We start from the raw sequence: 17,172 nt of genomic DNA on the forward strand, positions 1-17,172 counted from the left end.
TCACGGGGGAAGACGATGCGCATCGAGGACTACGCGCTCATCGGCGACATGCACACGGCCGCCCTGGTCGGCCGCGACGGCTCGGTCGACTGGCTGTGCCTGCCGCGCTTCGACTCCGGGGCCTGCTTCGCGGCGCTCCTGGGCGGACGCCCGGCGGGACGCTGGCTGCTGGCCCCGGCGGGCGAGGGGACGTGCACCGGGCGCCGCTACCGCGACGGCACGCTGGTCCTGGAGACGACCTGGGACATGCCCGGCGGGTGCGTGCGGGTCCTCGACTTCATGCCGCCGCGCGGGGAGGCGCCCGACCTCGTGCGGATCGTGGAGGGCGTACGGGGCCGGGTGGAGATGCGCACGGAACTGCTGCTGCGCTTCGAATACGGCGCCGTGGTCCCCTGGGTGCGGCACCGCGGGGGAGAGCTCGCCGTCGTCGCCGGTCCCAACGCCGCCTGGCTCCAGTCGCCCGTCGAGCTCACCCACGACTCCCGCCTCCGGGGGACGACGGCCTCCTTCGCCGTCGCGGCGGGAGACCGGGTGCCGTTCGTGCTCACCTGGCAGCAGTCATGGCAGGGCCGGCCGCGGCGGCTGGAGGCGGGCGAGGAACTGGCCGCCACCGACCGGCTGTGGAGGCAGTGGCTCGGCCGGTGCCGCTACCCGGGGGAGTACGGCGAGGCCGTGGGCAGCAGCCTCCTCGCGCTCAAGGCCCTCACGTACGCCCCCACGGGCGGCATCGTCGCGGCGCCCACGACGTCGCTGCCCGAGCGGATCGGCGGGCCGCGCAACTGGGACTACCGCTACAGCTGGCTGCGGGACGCGTCGTTCACGCTCCAGGCGCTGATCGGCGCGGGGTACGCGGACGAGGCGACGGCCTGGCGCGACTGGCTGCTGCGGGCCGTCGCCGGAGACCCCGCCGACCTGCAGATCATGTACGCGGTCGACGGCAGCAGGCACATACCCGAGTGGACCGTCGACTGGCTGCCGGGATACGAGGGGTCGCGGCCGGTGCGGATCGGCAACGCCGCCTCCCGGCAGTTCCAGCTCGACGTGTACGGAGAGGTGATCGACTGCCTCTACCGGGCCAGGGAGGCGGGCCTGCGGCCGGACGAGGAGGCGTGGGACCTGCAGCGCGCGCTCATGGACTACCTGGAGGGGGCGTGGCGGGAGCCCGACAACGGGCTGTGGGAGGTGCGCGGCCCGCGCCGCGACTTCGTCCACTCCAAGGTCCTCGCCTGGGTGGCGGCCGACCGCATGGTCCATTCGGTCGAGAGGCAGGGCCTCGGCGGTCCCGCCCGCCGGTGGCGCGCCCTGCGTGAGGAGATCCACCGGGACGTGTGCGCGCACGGCTACGACGCCGGCCGGAACACCTTCACCCAGTTCTACGGATCGAAGGGTCTCGACGCCGCGCTGCTGCTCATTCCCCGGCTCGGCTTCCTGCCCCTGGACGACCCTCGCGTGGCGGGCACCGTCGACGCCGTGTGCCGCGAACTGACGGAGGACGGCCTCGTCCTGCGTTACCGGCCCGAGGCCGACGACGTGGACGAACTGCCGGGCGGGGAGGGCGTCTTCGTCGCCTGCTCCTTCTGGCTCGCCCACGCACTCGCCCTCATCGGCCGCCGCGAACGGTCGCGGCGCCTGTTCGAGCGCCTGCTGTCCCTGCGCAACGACGTCGGCCTGCTGGCGGAGGAGTACGACGTCCGCAAGGGGTGTCAGACCGGCAACTTCCCCCAGGCGTACAGCCACGTCTCCATCGTGAACGCGGCCCAGGCCCTTGCCGCGCCGGGAGCATCTGTCTGACAGATGTCGTCCATCTGTTTCCCGCGCATCTCGCGACCTCCCCTCACCCACCTGCGGCGTTGCATGATGCAAGCGAGGGTCCGGGTCTTCGGCCCGGCCCGTCTGGGAGAAGAGGTGACGCGACATGGTGCGACCAGGTCTGGCCCGCCGCCCGGACGTGACGGAGCTGCGCCAGACGTACGATCGCGCGGGATCGACCGTTCCCGCGCAGATCATGGACGGGGTGACGTTCCTCGCCGGGGTCTATCTCGCCATCTCGCCGTGGATCGTGGGCTTCAGCGGTCTCGGCGGTCTGGCGATCAACAACCTGATCGTCGGGCTGACGGTCGCGGCGCTCGCGATGAGCTGCGCGTCCGCGTTCGGCCGCACGTACGGCATGAGCTGGGTGGTGCCGGTGCTCGGCGTCTGGACGATCATCGCGCCGTGGGTGATCCGCGGCCAGCCGGCGACCACGGCGACCATCTGGGACAACGTGGTCACCGGGGCGATCATCTTCCTGTTCGGCCTCGGCGCGCTGGCGTTCGCCGCCAACTACCGGCAGCACGAGCACGGCGGCACGCGCCGGGGGGTCGGCGCACCGGGCGGCGAATGGTAGCCGCCGCGCCTTCGGCGGGCGGCGTACGGCAGGCGGCCGGCGAGGAGGAGTTCCTTCGCCGGCCTTACCGTCGTTCCGGCCCGGCTGCCGCCTACTGCGGCATCGCGTGAGCCGGTGCGGCGGCGTGTGCGGCCGGCGCACGCCGGGTGCCTGCCGCACCGCCCGTCGCACTGCCAGCCGCACTGTCTGCCCCACCCCGGGTGCGGGCCAGGGACGCGAGTGCGAGCGCCAGCAGGAGCGCGCAGGCCCAGGCGAACCAGTCGCCGAACCTTGTGTAGGGCGTGTCGGCCGAGCGGGTGGGCAGCGCGGTGAGGACGGACACGATCGGCGCGTCCGCGCTGTGCGCCTCGGCCCGGATCCGGCCGTAGGCGTCGCTCACGACCAGGTCGCCGTTGCGCGCCGCGCGCGCCACGGTGAGCCCGGTCTCGACGCCCCGGGTGACCGCCATCCTGCCATGCAGCCAGCGGTCCCGGTCGAAGTCCCAGGCGGGCACGAAGAGCGTCGTGGCGCCGCTCCTGCGGTAGTCGCGCACCAGGCCGGGCAGGTCCAGGTCGAAACAGATCGCGATCGCCCAGCGGGAGCCCGAACCGGGCACGAAGGCCTCACGGTCCCCGGGGTGGAAGTCGCTTTCCAGTCCGGGGATGAGGTGGTGCTTGAAGTACTCGACCGGCCGGCTCCCGTCGGCGGGGAAGTCGATGGCCGCGTTGCGGAGGCTGCCGGACCGCTTGAGGATCAGCCCGACGATGATGTCGACGTGGTGGTCGGCGGCGAGCCGTGCCAGCGGCGCCGCCAGGACGGGCAGGGTCGCGTCGTCGGCGATGAAGACCTTCTCCGGCATGACCACGACCCGCGCGCCGCGTGCGGCGAGGCCCGGGATCCGCGCCGCGTACCGCCCGAGGAGGGCACGCCCCTCCGCCGAGGCGGCCGGGAGCCAGCCGTCCTCCATCCGGTCGGTGGCGAGCAGCGCCACCTTCTGCGAGCCCGCATCGTACGGCGCGCGCAGCCGCAAGGCGCCGTACCCCACCGCCAGAGCCAGGATGGTCACGGCGGTGATCGCGACCCGCAGCCGCCCGGCCGCCCGCGGCGCGAAGAACGCGGCGGCGGCCGCGGGAACCCCGAGGATCAGGAAGGTGATTCCCCACGGTCCGGTGACCGAGGCGGTCTGCAGGACCGGAAGGACGTCGGCCTGGGTGTAGGCCAGGCTCCACCACGCCCCGTTCGGTGACACCACCGAGAGCGCGTACTCGACGGCGACCCAGGCCGCCGGGACGACGGCGGCGGCCGTCAGCGGGCGTCCCCTCCGCAGCAGCGCCCGTGACGACAGGACGGCCAGCCCGAACAGCAGCGCCGACCCGACGATCACCGACACCACCAGCGGGGGCGGGATTTGCACCGTGTCGAGGAAGTAGCTCCACATCGTCGTCTCGCCGCCGAGCCACGCGGCCGACGCCGCGAGGAACGCGGCGCGGGCGCCGACGTGGTGAGCGAGGACGAGCACCGGCAGGGGTGCGAGCCAGGTGAGCCAGGGCACCGGTGTGAGCCCGGTGCCGAAATGGAACAGCGTCGCCGACAGCGCCGTGGCGGCGAGCGCCACGGCCAGACGCCGAATGGGTGAGTTCATCGTGCCTCCTTGTCCAGCCGCCCCGACCCTCCGGGATCGGGCCTGGACGCGCATCACCGGCGGGAGCGATCCGGGTGCCGGTCGCGGGGACCGGGACCGTTCGGACTGTGGTGGCACCGCGTTTCACTCGAAGGAGTGAGACGGCCGTCAGCCGAGCGGTGGAGGCGACGACGGGGGCCGCGCGCGTAGTCTTGCCGGGTTTCCTTCGACACCTCCGGAGCCGGTCATGCGGGCGAGCATCCCCAGTCCATCAAGGTCCGACGTCGCGATCGCCGCCGTCGTCACCGTGATGACGGTGACGCCCGTCCTCGTCCCGTTCCGGCAGCCGTGGTGGGCCGTGGCGCTCGCCGTCCTGATGTCGGTGCCCGTGCTGTGGCGGCGCCGCGCCATCCTCCTCGCCGGGGCGGTCGTGGGCTGCGCCACGACGGTCCTGGCGATCGCGGCGAAGTCGCTGCCGCACTCCGCGGCCCTGCTGCTGCTGCCGTACGGCGTGCTCGTGTGCACCTACACGTTCGCGGCGGCGGATCTGTCCCGGGCGCGGCGCGCCGCGGGCATCGCGGGTCTCGTCGCCGGCGTGGCCGTGTCGCTCATCGTCCCGCACGAGAATCTGGAGACCTACCGTTACCTGCTCACCGCGATCGTCGCCGCGTACGCCGTCGGCGTGGGCGCACGGGCCCGGAGGGCCGGCCGGGACGCCGAACGGGAGCGCGAAGCTCGCATCCGCGAGGAACGCGCCGCCGCGGTCGCACGCGAACGCACCCGGATCGCCCGCGACATGCACGACATCGTGACCCACTCGGTGGGCCTCATGGTGATCCAGGCGGAGACCGGCCCGCTGGTGGTGCGCGATCACCCGGAGAAGGCCGAGGCGGTCTTCGAGGGGATCGCAGCGGCCGGGCGGGACGCGATCGGCCAGCTCCGCCTGATCCTCGGCGCGCTGCGCGGAAGCGAGGCACCGGGTGGTCCGGCTCCGGCCCGCGGGCCGCAGCCCGGGCTCGACGCCCTGCCCGGTCTGCTGGACAACGCCCGCCGGGCGGGCCTGGACGTCCGCGCCGATGTGCGTGGCGAGCCACGGCGCCTTTCCTCCGACGTGGACATCGCCGCGTACCGGATCATCCAGGAGGCGCTGACCAACACGATCCGGCATGCTGGAGCGAGCACCGTCCGCGTCGGGCTCCGCTGGTCCGCTGACACCCTGGACGTCGAGGTCGCCGACGACGGCCGGGGCGGGCGGGAGCTACGGGAAGGACACGGCATGATCGGGATGCGGGAGCGGGTCACGGCGTGCGGCGGACGGCTCGCCGTCCGGCCGGGGAACCCGGGGTTCACCGTCACCGCGACCCTGCCGATCGGCTGACGGCATGCTGCGCGTGCTCGTGGCCGACGACCAGGACCTGTTCCGCGGCGGCTTCGCGATGATCCTCAACGCCCATGACGACATCACCGTCGTCGGCGAGGCGGCCGACGGCGCCGAGGCCGTCACGAAGGCGGTCGAACTGGAGCCGGACGTGGTCCTCATGGACATCCGGATGCCCGGCGTGGACGGCGTCGAGGCCACCGCACAGGTGTGCCGCAGGACCGAGGCGAAGGTGCTGGTCCTGACGATGTACGACGTCGACGAGTACGTCTACGACGCCCTGCGCGCCGGGGCCAGCGGCTTCCTGCTCAAGGACGTGCGCCGGGACGACCTCGTACGCGCCGTCCGCCTGGTCGCCGAGGGGGAGTCGCTGCTCGCCCCCGCGATCACCCGGCGCCTGATCGCCGAATTCGTCGATCGCGGACGTGCCCGGCCCCGGCTGCGGCAGCGACTCGGTGAGCTGACCGACCGGGAGATGGACACGCTGCGGCTGCTCGCACGCGGCCGGTCCAACGCCGAGATCGCCGCGGATCTGGTGGTCACCGAGCACACGGTCAAAAGTCACGTGAGCAACCTGCTGACGAAACTGGACCTGCGCGACCGCGCCCAGGCCGTCGTCTTCGCGTACGAATCCGGCCTGGTGGTCGCCGGCGACCAGGAGATGTCGCCCACCGATCGGCGGTGACGACCCGGTGCCGCCCATCGAGACGCGTGGGGGCTGCAAGAGCCACCCCTCGCCCCCGTCCTCGTAGCCGGCCCCGCGGGGCCTCGGCGCGGCGGGGGTGAACGCCGCAGCGTTCACCCCCATCGCCGTCAAGGGGATCGAGACCGTGACCGGCCGGCTGTCGGTTACGCGCACGCGAGGCCGGGGGTCACAGGCTGCGAGCCGTGATGTCGCCGTTGGAGGTCGTGGCGTGGATGTCGAGTTCGGCGGTGCCGTCGTTCTTGAGGGCGTTGGCGACGCGGCCGTGGGTGGTGCCGGCGTCCAGGGCGGCCGACACTCCGACGGCGGCGGCGATCGAGATGTCGCCGGACTGGGTGCGGAGCACGACCGTGCCGCCGGTGGCCTCGGCGATCCGGATGTCGCCCCGCGCGGTGCTGATCTCCGCGGGGCCGCCCAGACGGCCGACCTCGACGTCGCCGTCGGTCGCGGTGAGGCGGAGGCTCGCGATCTCGTCGATCTCGATGTGGTGGTACGCGCCCTCGAAGGCGACGTCGCCGAGGCGGCCGACGGTCCGCAGCTCGGCGCTCGCCGTCTTCGCCTCGACCTGGGAACCGGCGGGCAGCTCGATCGTCACGTCGACGGATCCGGAGGGGCCGAGGTACTGGTTCTTCACCGCGGTCTCGATCCGCAGGACGCCGTCGGCGTACTCGACCGTGGTCTGCTCGGCCGCCTTCACGTCGCGGCTCTTGGCGGCGTTCGCGGGCCGGACCTCGACCGTCGTGTCGGCACGGTCGGCGGCGATGAACTGGACGCGTCCGGCGGGGATGGCCAGGACGGCGGAGATCGGGGTGGGGGTCTGGAACTTCTGCATCGTGTGCTCCTTGTGTCGTGTTCTTTCGATCTCCACGATCGCCGGCCGCCCTGATACCGGGCTGTCGCCGTCCTGACGCCGCCGCTGACATACGGCGGCCCCGGATCCCGAAAAAAAGGGGACGACACAAGATCCGGTGGCGGGCTAGGGTGACGGGCCAAGGGGCGGCTCCTGGACGTGCTTCCTTCTCGATCTCTTAAATCGCTTTAGTGCGTCCGTTCTCCGCCCCGTCTCACTTTCCCGGTGCCTGTCCGATCGCTCGTACACCAGGGAGGATGCCCGTGGACCGGCTGGCGGAGCTGCTGCTGCGGCAGCGGCTGGTCGCCCCCGACCTTCTCGTCCCCCTTCTCGTCTCCGCCGCCGAGCGGGAAGCCGCCGTCCCGGGCCCCGAGAGCCCCGGCCGTTCGCCGCGCTCGTCCCGCCGGAAACGGCCCCTGGCCACCGTCGCCGACGGGGTGGTCGCGCTGGAGGCGGACCTGCTCCAGCTCGGGCACGTGCTGAGCGCGCCGCTGCGTGCCCGGCTGGCCGAGCTGGACGCCGGGGAGCTGGAGCGGGCGGGCCGCGCGCTCGTCTCCGCCCTGTCGGCCCAGCTCGGCGGGCGCGTCGTGCACGCGCCGCTGTTCCGCCGCTTCCCGGAGGCGGTCCCCGCCGACACGGTGGAGCTGTTCGTCCGCAGGGTGTTCTCCGTGCTGCTCCAGCGGCCGGAGCAGCCGTGCGTGTTGTGCGGGGACGTCGCCGCCGTCCACCCGGTCTCCCCGTGCGCGCACCTCGTCTGCCGCGCCTGCTGGGACGGCGCGGACTACAGCGCCTGCCCGATCTGCCATCGCCGGATCGACCCCGGTGACCCCTTCCTGCGCCCGGCCGACGACGTCTACGCCCCGGCCGTCAGGTGGAACGGCCGGGTGCCGCAGACGCTGACCCTGCTCGGGCTGTGCGACGACCCCGCCGGCCGGGCCCGCGACCTGCTGGGTCCGCTGCTGTCCCGGCAGGCGGCGCCGCGCGCGGAGGACGGGGCGGTCGTCACCGAGATCGTCGATCGCTTCTGGCCCGAGTCGGCCGGCTGGCTGCCCGAGCGGATCCCGGCCCGCGAGACCCGCGCCGTCGTCCTGGCCACGGCCGTACGGCACGGCGACCTGGACCTGCTCACGCGGCACGCCGACACGGCGACCGACGTGCTGCGGCTGCTCCACGCCCTCATGGGCGGCGACCCCGGCCTGCGCGCCCGCCTCCCGCGCCGCACGAGCCTGCCCCGGCCGGTCCGCCGCGCGCTCCTCGCCGCGCTCGACCGGCAGGCGCTGCCGCACCTGATCGAGGACCTGCACCGCTACCCGGCGCAGTGGCGGCACATGGCGGAGGTGCTGCACCCGCACGAGTTCCACCGGCGCCACCCGGACGCGGCCCTGGCGTTCGCCGTGCTGCGCGGCACCCCGCTGCGCAAAGGCACGCCGATGGCGGACGTCCTGCTGGAGCGCGCGGCGGCCCACGGGGACCTGCTGTCGTTCGACGGCGTACGGCTGCGCGCCCGCACCTTCGCGAGGCGGTTCGAGGCCGCGCTGCGGACCGATCCCCGCGAGGCCCTCGCCCTGCTGGCGCGCCGGCCGGGAGAGCTGCTGCGGCGCACCGCCGATCTCGCCCGCCGCCTGCCCGCGGCCGATGTCGCCGAGGCCCTGCGCGCCGCCGCACCGCACGTCTCCCCGGCCGTGCTGATCGCCGCCCTGGGCCAGTTGCGCACGCCGCCGGGCGGCACCCGCATGTTCCTGCCGCGCGGGGGAGCGGCGCGGATCTGGGCCGAGCCCGACGTCCGCGAGGAGCTCGCCCCCGAGACCGTCGCCGCACTGTCCGCCGTGCTGACCGGCGAGATGCTGCGCCGGGCCGCCGCGCTGCCGCCCGTCGAGACCGCGCTGCTGGACGAGGAGCTGGCCGACCTGCTCGCGCCGGAGACCGAGCGATCCGCCTCGGCCTCGCTGGTACGGCTGCCGCGCGGCAGCGTCCGGCCGCTGCCTGGCGGTGCGCGGATCCGGCTGTTCCTGCACTGGGCGCAGCCCGCGGATCGCGTGGTCGACCTGGACCTGTCGGTGGCGGTGTTCGACGCGCGGTGGACGTTCGTCGGGCTGTGCGACTACACGAGCCTGCGGCTCGGCGGGAGCGCCGCCGTCCACTCCGGGGATCTGACCTCCGCCCCCGAGCCGCTGGGCGCGTCGGAGTTCGTGGACCTCGACGTGGCCGCGCTGCGCGCGATCGGCGGCCGATACGTGGTGCCCGTCGTGTTCAGCTACAACGACGTGCCGTTCGACGAACTGGTCCGCGGTTTCGCCGGGTTCATGGACGATCCGGACGGCCTGTTCGACCCGCTCGCCGTACGGCAGCGCTTCGACCTGACCGGCCCGGCGAAGATCCTCGTCCCGCTCGTCGCCGACCTCTGGTCGCGCACGATGCGCTGGGTGGACCTCAACGTGTCCGCGTTCGGCGGGTTCCACAATGTGTACGAACACGAGGAGCAGATCGCCCGTCTGGGTGCGGCCGCCGAGGACGCCTACGGTCTCGGCGAGCGCGTCACCCTGTGGGAGGTCGCCTGCTGGCACGCCGCAGCCCGCGCCCGCGAGGTCGTCGTACGGCACCGCGACGGCGCCGTGAGCCGGCACGCGCGTCGTCCCGGCGAGGACGCCCCCGCCTTCGCGTCCCGCCTCGGCGTACGGCGGGCGGGCGACCCCGCGCCGGAGGCCGGGGCTGCGGAGGCGGAGCTCGCCGTGGTGCTGGAAGACGACGTGCGGGTGAGCGAGGGGGCACAGGTCTACGCGCTGCACCCGGCCCGTCTCGACCCCGCCGTGATCCGCCCTCTCGACGCCTCCGACCTCGTCGGCATGCTCGCCCCAGTGACGCGCTGACTCCTGGAGACAACGGTTTGCGCGCTCGGTGACCCTGGCTTTCCCGCGCGCGTTCACCCCTCCGCTCCGAGCGGCGGGCGAACCGCTCCACCTTGTCATCGCCCCGCCCCTTATTCGCTCTTCCACGGCCCGGGCAGCGTCTCGAATTGCCGCTCCGGGTATCGCCCCAAGGGCCTCGGCCCCACGCCGGCGAACCGCCCCACCATGCCCTGGCGGTACAACCGCCCCGCCGTGGCACCAGCGCCTTCTTCTACCTGGACGTGCCCTTCGCCGAGACGCTCCGCCGGCACGAGACGCGGCCGCAACGGCTGGCTTTCAGCCCGGACCAGATGCGCGAGTGGTACCAGAAGAAGGACCTACTCCCGGACGGCCGCGAAACCGTCATCGGGCAGGACAGTTCCCTGGAAGAGACGGTACGGCTCGTGCTGCGGGAGTCCGGGCTGACGCCGTTCCGTCCTCGACCCCTTTCAGGAAATTGAAAGCTTGCCGAAAGAGCGCCCGGTGCTTGCGAAAAGTTCACTCGTCGCCGGTCAATCGACCGGCCTTGTCGATGTGCGGGCGGCGGCGATCGCCAGAGCGGTGTTGGTCACCGAGACGGCGGTGGCCAGGACCGCCACCCGGGCCGGCAGCCGGCCGCGCACCCCGGCGGTGAACGCGGACATCGCGTCGGTCGCATGGATCAGGATGCCCAGGGCCAGGTCACGGCGCCGCCCGGGGTCGTCGGGGGCCGCACACCGGAGCAGGTCCCAGGCGAGCACCACGGTACGGATCCCGAACATCCGCAACGGGTAGATCGCCACCCCATTGACGGCCGGATCGGCGCCCAGCCTGCGCAGCATGAACGAGGGGGCCAGCAGCGCCGTCGCCCCGTTCACCAGGCGCACACCGGCCAGGGCGAGGCGCGCGCCGTCACGATCGATATTCATGGGTTTCATCTCCTGCCGGTCTCGGCCTTACCTGGATGCGGTACGACGTCCGCACGGGACTTGCCCACATATGGGTTTGGCGGGTTGTGCGATTTACGGAGTGCGGAGAAATATCCGTTATATGACGTTAAGTCGGAATTCGAGTTCCCGGAAGCATAGGCGATCATGCGCGTCAAAACGGAAATCCAGCAGAATTTGCTGAACTTATCCAATGCCGAACTGATGCGGCTGTTTCGCGACAGCCCGGCCGGTCCGGTGCCGAGCGGAGAGGCGGAGGGCACCGCGCTGCTGGCCTCCGGAACCCTGCTCGGCCGGATCATCGCGTTCCTCGCCAGGCTGCTGGTCTGGCAGGGGAAGGTCTTCGAGCCCGAACGCGGCCGGCTGCGCAACCGCGTGACCCCCCTGCGGATCCTGGCGCTGCCGGCCCTCGTCCGGCGCGGCCCCAGCCGGGTCGACGGCCGGGACTGCATCCTGGTCGAGTACACCCGGCTGTCCCGCCTCGTCGGCCGCCTCGACGACGAGATCAGAATGGTCTCCCCGGGGCTCTACCTCGGCATGGCGTTCTGGCGCGGCCTGCACATGACCACCTTCTCGCTCCGCTTCGGCGACGAGAGCGCCGACGGAGACATCGGCGTCGGGAGTGCCGTCAGGGACATCGGCGACGCCGTCAGGGACACAGAGCAGAGGTGACGGGCCATGCCGCATCAGGTCGCCGTGATGATCCACGCCCCGCTCGACCAGGACCGGGTCACGGATCTGCGCAAGAGGCTCGGCGACATCTCACGCGCCGGAATGGCCGGCCCGCCGTTCCACTTCGGCCGGATGCCGGGCGTGCACTTCGCGCGGTTCTTCGTGCTGCCGGCTGACCGGGACCCCTCGGGGGCCCCGTTGCCGGCCGAACTGGTCTACCTGGGCGAGGTGGACGCGCCCGCCCGGCGGCATCTGCGCACCTTGCTCGACGTGGCCGCCGACGGCCTCGACGAGGTGTTCGGCCACTGCCCGGGCTACCCCGGCGCGGCGGCGCCCCGCGGGGAACGGCTGCGCTGGCTGCGCCGTCACTCAGCGCCCGCCGACGCGTTCTACGTGAACACGGTGGGGCGCACCGTGGCGCAAATCCGGGCGGAGGCCGAGCTGCGCCAAGTGATCCAGGACTATCTGGACCGGCGAGGCTCCTGGGCCGAGGTCCCCCCGCAGCGGGCGCGCCAGGCGATCCAGGCCCATGTGCGCAGCAGGCCGGAGCTGGCGTGGGCGTTCCGGCCGCCACCCGGACCCGCCCTGTGGTGGCGGTCCCGCGAGGTGCTGCACCGTCTCGGGGTGCCGCTGCTGCTCCTGCCCGCGCTGCCGATCCTGGCCGTCGCGGTGCCCGTCTGGCTGGTACTGCTGCGCCTGCACGAGATTCGGGACGTGCCGGACACCGAGCGTCCCGGCCACGACCGGCTGCTGGAGCTGGCGGACTGCGAGGACGACGCGGCGCAGAACCCCTTCACCGCGGTGGGGTTCGTCAAGCCGGGGACGCTGCGCCGGCTGACCACGCGGGTGGTGTTCGCCGCGATCGACTACGCGGTGCGGCACCACTACAACCACGCCGACCTGGCGGGGGTGAAGACCATCCACTTCGCCCGCTGGGTGAGCTTGGACGGCCGCCGCGTGCTGTTCGCCAGCGACTACGACGGCAGTCTCGAAAGTTACATGGACGACTTCATCGACAAGCTCGCCTGGGGCCTGAACGCCGCGTTCAGCAACGGCGTCGGCTACCCGCGGACCCGCTGGCTGGTGACCGGCGGCGCGCGGGACGAGCAGGCGTTCAAGTACTACCTGCGGCGGCACCAGATCCCCACCGCCGCCTGGTATTCGGCCTACGACACGCTCACCGCCCGCAACATCGACCGCAACGCCCGTATCCGGGCCGGTCTGCGCGGCGACATGACTCCGGACGAGGCCGAAGGCTGGCTGCGCCTGCTGTGAGGTGGTGACCGTGAGCATGAGTCTCGACGACGTCCAGGGCCTGGTGGCCCGCGGCTACCGGGAGCTGCCCGCCGGGTGCCTCACCCTCGTCACCGTCGACGACGCGGCCGCCGCCGGGGCGGCGCTGCGGACACTGCTCCCCCGGGTCACCACGGCCGGGCCGTTCACCGGAGGCGTCGCCCTGCACGTGGCGCTGACCGCGTCGGGGCTGCTCCGGCTGGGGCTGCCCGAGCCCGCCCTGGCCGGGTTCTCCGCGGAGTTCACCGAGGGCATGACCGCCCCGCACCGGAGCCGGTTCCTGGGTGACACGGGCGAGGACGATCCGCGCTGGTGGCGGTGGGGCGGCCCCGGGACGCCTCGCTGCGACGGCGTGTTCCTGCTGTACGCGGGCGACGAAGGTCTGCTGACGGACGAGCAGGACCGGTTGCGGCGGACGCTGGACGACGGCGGTTTCGGCGTCCTCGCCGAGATGCGCACCCTCCCGTCCGCCGGAACCGAGGCGTTCGGGTTCCGCGACGGCATCTCCCAGCCGATCGTCGAAGGGCTGTCCAAGGCCGCGGACGCCGAACGGACGGTGCCGACGGGCGAGTTCGTCCTCGGCTACCCGAACGCCTACGGCAGGCTCACCGACAGGCCGCTGCTGCCGGCGACCGCCGATCCGGACGGGCTGCTGCCCAAGGCGCCCGGCTCCGGGCTGCCCGGCCCGTCGCCCGATCTGTCGCCCGATCTGGGCCGCGACGGCAGCTACCTGGTGATCCGCCAGCTGGAACAGGACGTCGCCGCGTTCCGCGACTACCTGGACCGCGCCGCCGGGCCGCAGGGCGCTGCCGCGCTGGCGGCCCGGATGGTGGGCCGGTGGCCGAGCGGGGCGCCGCTGGTCAAGACACCGGGCGGCGACGATCCGGCGCTGGCCTACGACAACGCCTTCGGCTACCACCACACCGACCCGCACGGGGTCTCCTGCCCGATCGGTGCGCACATCCGGCGGGCCAACCCGCGCGACTCGCTCGACCCCGAACCCGGCACGGCCAAGTCGCTGGAGGTCAACGACCGGCACCGGCTGCTGCGCCGGGGACGTTCCTACGGATCCGACGGCACGGCCGGGCTGTTCTTCATGTGCCTGACCGGCAACCTGGCCCGGCAGTACGAGTTCGTCCAGCACACCTGGCTGAACGATCCGGCCTTCAACGGGCTGTCCGACTCTCCCGACCCGCTCGTCGGCCCGCGCCGGTCCGGCTCCGCCTTCGTCGTCCAGGCCCGTCCGGTGCGCGAACGTCATGTCGGCCTCTCCCGGTTCGTCCGCGTCCGGGGCGGCGCCTACTTCTTCCTCCCCGGCATCCGGGCCCTGGACTACCTGTCCCGGTGCCATGAACGTCCGTGGAAGGGATCGCCATGACCAGGACAGCAGGACAGGCACACGTACGCCCCGCCCCGGCTCCGCAGCGGGCCCGGCCCGGTCCGCCGCGCGGGCGTGCCCGATCTCGGCTCGGCCGGCTGCACGAGGGTCTCTCCCTGTTCCTCGACCGTACGGTCGGCTGGCACCGGCTGCCGAAGCCGCTCGGGCTGGCGGTGCTCGCCGGCCTGCGCAACGTGCTGCGGCGCGAGAACCTCTACGACAGCAACACCCTGCCGGCCGTCGATCAGCCGCCGGTGCCTCCGTACGCTCCCGCGTTCCGGACGACCAGGACCGCCGACGGAACGTACAACGACCTGCGCGAGCCCCGTGCGGGCATGGCTCAGTCGCGGTTCGGGCGCAACGTGCCGCTGGACCGGACATTCCCGGAGGTTCCCCCGCGGATCATGACGCCCAGCCCCCGCGAGGTCAGCCGGCGGCTGCTGACCCGGACCGAGCTGATCCCCGCGACCTCGGTGAACGCCCTGGTCGCCGCGTGGCTGCAGTTCATGCTCCGGGACTGGTTCAGCCACGGTCGCAGCCCCGCGGAGGACCCGTGGGAGATCCGGTTGAGCCCCGACGACCCGTGGCCGAACCCGGCGATGACCATCGCCCGGACCAGGCCGGACCCCACCATGCCGCCCGGGTCCCGGCCGCCGACCTGGGTGAACACCGAGACCCACTGGTGGGACGGGTCCCAGATCTACGGCTCCTCCGTCGACCTGCGGCAGTTCGTGCGCACCGGGCGGGACGGCAAGCTGCGGCTGACCGAGTACGGCCTGCCGGCCTGGCCCCTCGACCCGGAGCGCGACCCGGCCCGGGTGCCGGGGTTCTGGCTGGGCCTGCTGATGATGGGGACGCTGTTCGCCCACGAGCACAACGCGATCTGCGACCGCCTGCGCGCCGAACACCCCACCTGGACGGACGAGGACCTCTTCCAGCGCGCGCGGCTGGTCAACGCGGCCCTGATCGCCAAGATCCACACGGTGGAGTGGACGCCGGCGGTCATCAACCACCCCACCACCGTGACGGGGATGCGGGCCAACTGGTGGGGACTGGCCGGGGAGCGCGTGCATCGGCTGTTCGGCCGGATCAGCCGCAGCGCGATCATCAGCGGCATCCCGGGATCGGCGACCCGGCTGGACGGCGTGCCGTTCTCGCTGACCGAGGAGTTCGTGGCGGTGTACCGGATGCATCCGCTGGTGCCCGATCACTATCCGGTGCGGGCGGCCGACGACGGACGGCCGCTGGGGGCGCTGACGCTCCGCGACATCGCCGGGCCGCAGGCGCTCGACGTGGCCCGCCGGCACGGCATGACCGACCTGCTCTACTCCTTCGGGACCATCCATCCGGGGCTGGTGACCCTGCACAACTTCCCGCGGTTCCTGCAGGAGTTCCGGCGGCCGGACGGCATCCTGCAGGACCTCGCCGCCACCGACATCCTGCGCACCCGGGAGCTCGGGGTGCCCCGGTACAACGAGTTCCGGCGTGCGCTGCGCCTGGCGCCGGCCCGCGACTTCCGCGCCCTGACCGACGATCGTCGCACCGCACGGCTGATCGAGGAGGTGTACGGGGGCGACATCGAGCAGGTCGATCTCATGGTCGGCATGTACGCCGAGAAACGGCCCAGGGGGTTCGCCTTCAGCGACACCGCGTTCCGGATCTTCCTGCTGATGGCCTCTCGGCGGTTGAACGCCGATCGGTTCCTCAGCGAGGACTACCGGCCGGACGTCTACACCAAGGCCGGGATGGACTGGATCGACGACAACACGATGAAGACGGTCCTGCTGCGCCACTTCCCCGCGTTGCGACCGGCGCTGCGCGGGCTTGACAACGCCTTCAGCCCGTGGAGCAGGGGGCCGGGTGCGCCGTCGTGACCGCAGCGGCGATGCGCGGCATTTTTTTGAAGTTTCAAGTCGGAGCGGCGCTGATCGCGTCGCTTTCGACTTTCCTCGAATCCGTGAGGTCGATATCACCGTGGGCATCGATGTCCAGAGTTTCGCCGTGGCCAACCTTCGCCGCCGTCCCGAAGTCGTCGAGATCGGGGGCTTCGTCCTCGGCGTGGAGCCCGGCACCACCAGCCCGTACGTCAACTACGCGACACCCCTGCCCGGCGCCCGGCCGGGCGGGCGGGACGTCGCGGCGCTGATCGGGGCGTTCCGCGAGCGCGGGCTCAAGCCCCGTCTCGAGTTCGCCCCGGACGCCGCGCCCGCCGTGGAGCCCGCGCTGCGCGAGGCCGGGTTCACCGTCGAGGCGGTGCACGACTACCTCGTCTGTGTCCCGGCCACGCTGAGGATGCCGCGGGCCGCTCTCGCGGTGGAGACGCCGTCCACCGACGAGGACTACGCGGCGATCGACGCCGCCCTGTCCGAGGCGTTCGGCGGCGAGTTCCCCTCGTCGCCGGAGGGCGCGGCCCGGCTGCGCCGTACGGAGGAGAGCGGCGGCGCGGTCCGGTTCGTCCGGGCGCCCGGTGGCGGCTGCGCCGGAGCGGCCCTGTGCTCCGCCCCGGCCGTGGAGACGTCGGAGCTCGCCGGGGTCGGCACCCGCCCCGAGTTCCGCGGGCGGGGCATCGCCGCCGCGGTCACCGCCACGCTCGCCGAGGCGATGCTCGCCAGGGGAGCACGGTCGGTGTGGCTGGAGTACGGCGGCGAGGGATCGCGCCGGGTCTACGAACGCGTTGGCTTCCGGCCGGGCGGCACCCGCCTGTACATGTCGCTCGACGACTGACGCGCGCGGGTCCCGCCGGTCGCCGGCCGGCGGGACCCGTCCGTTCAGCCTGCCCGCTCACCCCCGGGGGGCGGGCGGGGGCGGGATCAGACGGAGGCCGGCCGGCGGGCGGCCGACGCGAGCCCGGGCGGCGCCGCGGCCAGGGCCTTGTGGATGGCCTCCACCAGGGCGAGCGCCGCCTCCTCGGTGAGCTCGATCGCGACCCGGGCCGACGGGCCCTCGGCCGGGTTGGTGAGGTCGATGTTCACCGTGTGCTCCTGGCACGCGTGGTAGGGATGGTCGAGGTAGACCATGCCGTCGGTGACCGTGAACCAGCCCGACGCCCCCTTGGCGGCGCCGTCGATCCGGATCTTCTCGGTGAGATAGGTGCACATTCC

The 17,172-nt window shown here is 73.0% G+C and carries 15 protein-coding genes; 11 read left to right on the top strand and 4 right to left on the bottom strand.

What is annotated here, in order from left to right; translation table 11 throughout:
* The first annotated feature begins 15 nt into the window (after positions 1–15).
* A complete protein-coding gene (locus ABZ860_RS13240) occupies positions 16–1,791 on the top strand; it encodes a glycoside hydrolase family 15 protein (RefSeq protein ID WP_357219294.1) in 1,776 nt (591 codons plus the stop codon).
* 124 nt (positions 1,792–1,915) lie between these two features.
* Positions 1,916–2,386 (top strand): SPW repeat protein, encoded by a 471-nt coding sequence (locus ABZ860_RS13245; RefSeq protein ID WP_357219297.1) that lies wholly within the window; start codon positions 1,916–1,918, stop codon positions 2,384–2,386.
* Between the two features lie 91 nt (positions 2,387–2,477).
* On the opposite strand, the gene ABZ860_RS13250 is transcribed toward ABZ860_RS13245, so the two are convergent.
* Complete coding sequence (locus ABZ860_RS13250; protein WP_357219300.1) at positions 2,478–4,007, bottom strand: nitrilase-related carbon-nitrogen hydrolase; 1,530 nt, start codon at positions 4,005–4,007, stop codon at positions 2,478–2,480.
* A gap of 226 nt (positions 4,008–4,233) precedes the next feature.
* On the opposite strand from ABZ860_RS13250, the gene ABZ860_RS13255 reads away from it, so the two are divergent.
* Complete coding sequence (locus tag ABZ860_RS13255; protein ID WP_357219302.1) at positions 4,234–5,364, top strand: sensor histidine kinase; 1,131 nt, start codon at positions 4,234–4,236, stop codon at positions 5,362–5,364.
* 4 nt (positions 5,365–5,368) lie between these two features.
* Positions 5,369–6,049 carry a response regulator transcription factor gene (locus ABZ860_RS13260; protein WP_357219305.1) on the top strand — a complete coding sequence of 227 codons (681 nt, stop codon included), beginning with the start codon at positions 5,369–5,371 and terminating at the stop codon, positions 6,047–6,049.
* Positions 6,050–6,236: 187 nt separating this feature from the next.
* Here ABZ860_RS13260 and ABZ860_RS13265 read toward each other — a convergent pair whose 3' ends face one another.
* On the bottom strand, positions 6,237–6,899 hold the full coding sequence (locus ABZ860_RS13265; RefSeq protein WP_357219308.1) for a DUF4097 family beta strand repeat-containing protein: 663 nt from the start codon (positions 6,897–6,899) through the stop codon (positions 6,237–6,239).
* Positions 6,900–7,180: 281 nt separating this feature from the next.
* Between ABZ860_RS13265 and ABZ860_RS13270 the strand changes: the two genes are divergently transcribed.
* Together ABZ860_RS13270 and ABZ860_RS13275 are read left to right on the top strand one after the other, a co-directional pair.
* Positions 7,181–9,784, top strand: coding sequence for an MXAN_6230/SCO0854 family RING domain-containing protein (locus tag ABZ860_RS13270; protein WP_357219311.1), 2,604 nt, complete (start codon positions 7,181–7,183; stop codon positions 9,782–9,784).
* 260 nt (positions 9,785–10,044) lie between these two features.
* A complete protein-coding gene (locus ABZ860_RS13275) occupies positions 10,045–10,263 on the top strand; it encodes a hypothetical protein (protein ID WP_357219314.1) in 219 nt (72 codons plus the stop codon).
* Between the two features lie 51 nt (positions 10,264–10,314).
* On the opposite strand, the gene ABZ860_RS13280 is transcribed toward ABZ860_RS13275, so the two are convergent.
* The gene (locus tag ABZ860_RS13280; protein WP_357219317.1) at positions 10,315–10,710 is read right to left on the bottom strand and encodes a hypothetical protein; all 396 of its coding nucleotides are present in this window, start codon (positions 10,708–10,710) and stop codon (positions 10,315–10,317) included.
* Positions 10,711–10,932: 222 nt separating this feature from the next.
* Here ABZ860_RS13280 and ABZ860_RS13285 point away from each other — a divergent pair, with 222 nt between their 5' ends.
* The 5 genes from ABZ860_RS13285 to ABZ860_RS13305 all read left to right on the top strand — a co-directional run bounded on the left by ABZ860_RS13285 (position 10,933) and on the right by ABZ860_RS13305 (position 16,795).
* On the top strand, positions 10,933–11,400 hold the full coding sequence (locus tag ABZ860_RS13285; RefSeq protein WP_357219320.1) for a hypothetical protein: 468 nt from the start codon (positions 10,933–10,935) through the stop codon (positions 11,398–11,400).
* 6 nt (positions 11,401–11,406) lie between these two features.
* A complete protein-coding gene (locus tag ABZ860_RS13290; protein WP_357219323.1) occupies positions 11,407–12,675 on the top strand; it encodes a hypothetical protein in 1,269 nt (422 codons plus the stop codon).
* Positions 12,676–12,685: 10 nt separating this feature from the next.
* Positions 12,686–14,071, top strand: a complete 1,386-nt coding sequence (locus ABZ860_RS13295) for a hypothetical protein (RefSeq protein WP_357219326.1) — start codon at positions 12,686–12,688, stop codon at positions 14,069–14,071.
* A complete protein-coding gene (locus ABZ860_RS13300) occupies positions 14,068–15,945 on the top strand; it encodes a peroxidase family protein (RefSeq protein WP_357219329.1) in 1,878 nt (625 codons plus the stop codon). The genes ABZ860_RS13295 and ABZ860_RS13300 overlap by 4 nt, the downstream gene beginning before the upstream one ends.
* 127 nt (positions 15,946–16,072) lie before the next feature.
* On the top strand, positions 16,073–16,795 hold the full coding sequence (locus tag ABZ860_RS13305) for a GNAT family N-acetyltransferase (protein ID WP_357219332.1): 723 nt from the start codon (positions 16,073–16,075) through the stop codon (positions 16,793–16,795).
* An 86-nt stretch (positions 16,796–16,881) separates the two neighbouring features.
* On the opposite strand, the gene ABZ860_RS13310 is transcribed toward ABZ860_RS13305, so the two are convergent.
* Positions 16,882–17,169 carry a DUF6295 family protein gene (locus ABZ860_RS13310; protein ID WP_357219335.1) on the bottom strand — a complete coding sequence of 96 codons (288 nt, stop codon included), beginning with the start codon at positions 17,167–17,169 and terminating at the stop codon, positions 16,882–16,884.
* Between the last annotated feature and the right edge of the window lie 3 nt (positions 17,170–17,172).

The sequence above is a fragment of the Microbispora sp. NPDC046973 genome, assembly GCF_040644495.1.
GTDB lineage: Bacteria > Actinomycetota > Actinomycetes > Streptosporangiales > Streptosporangiaceae > Microbispora.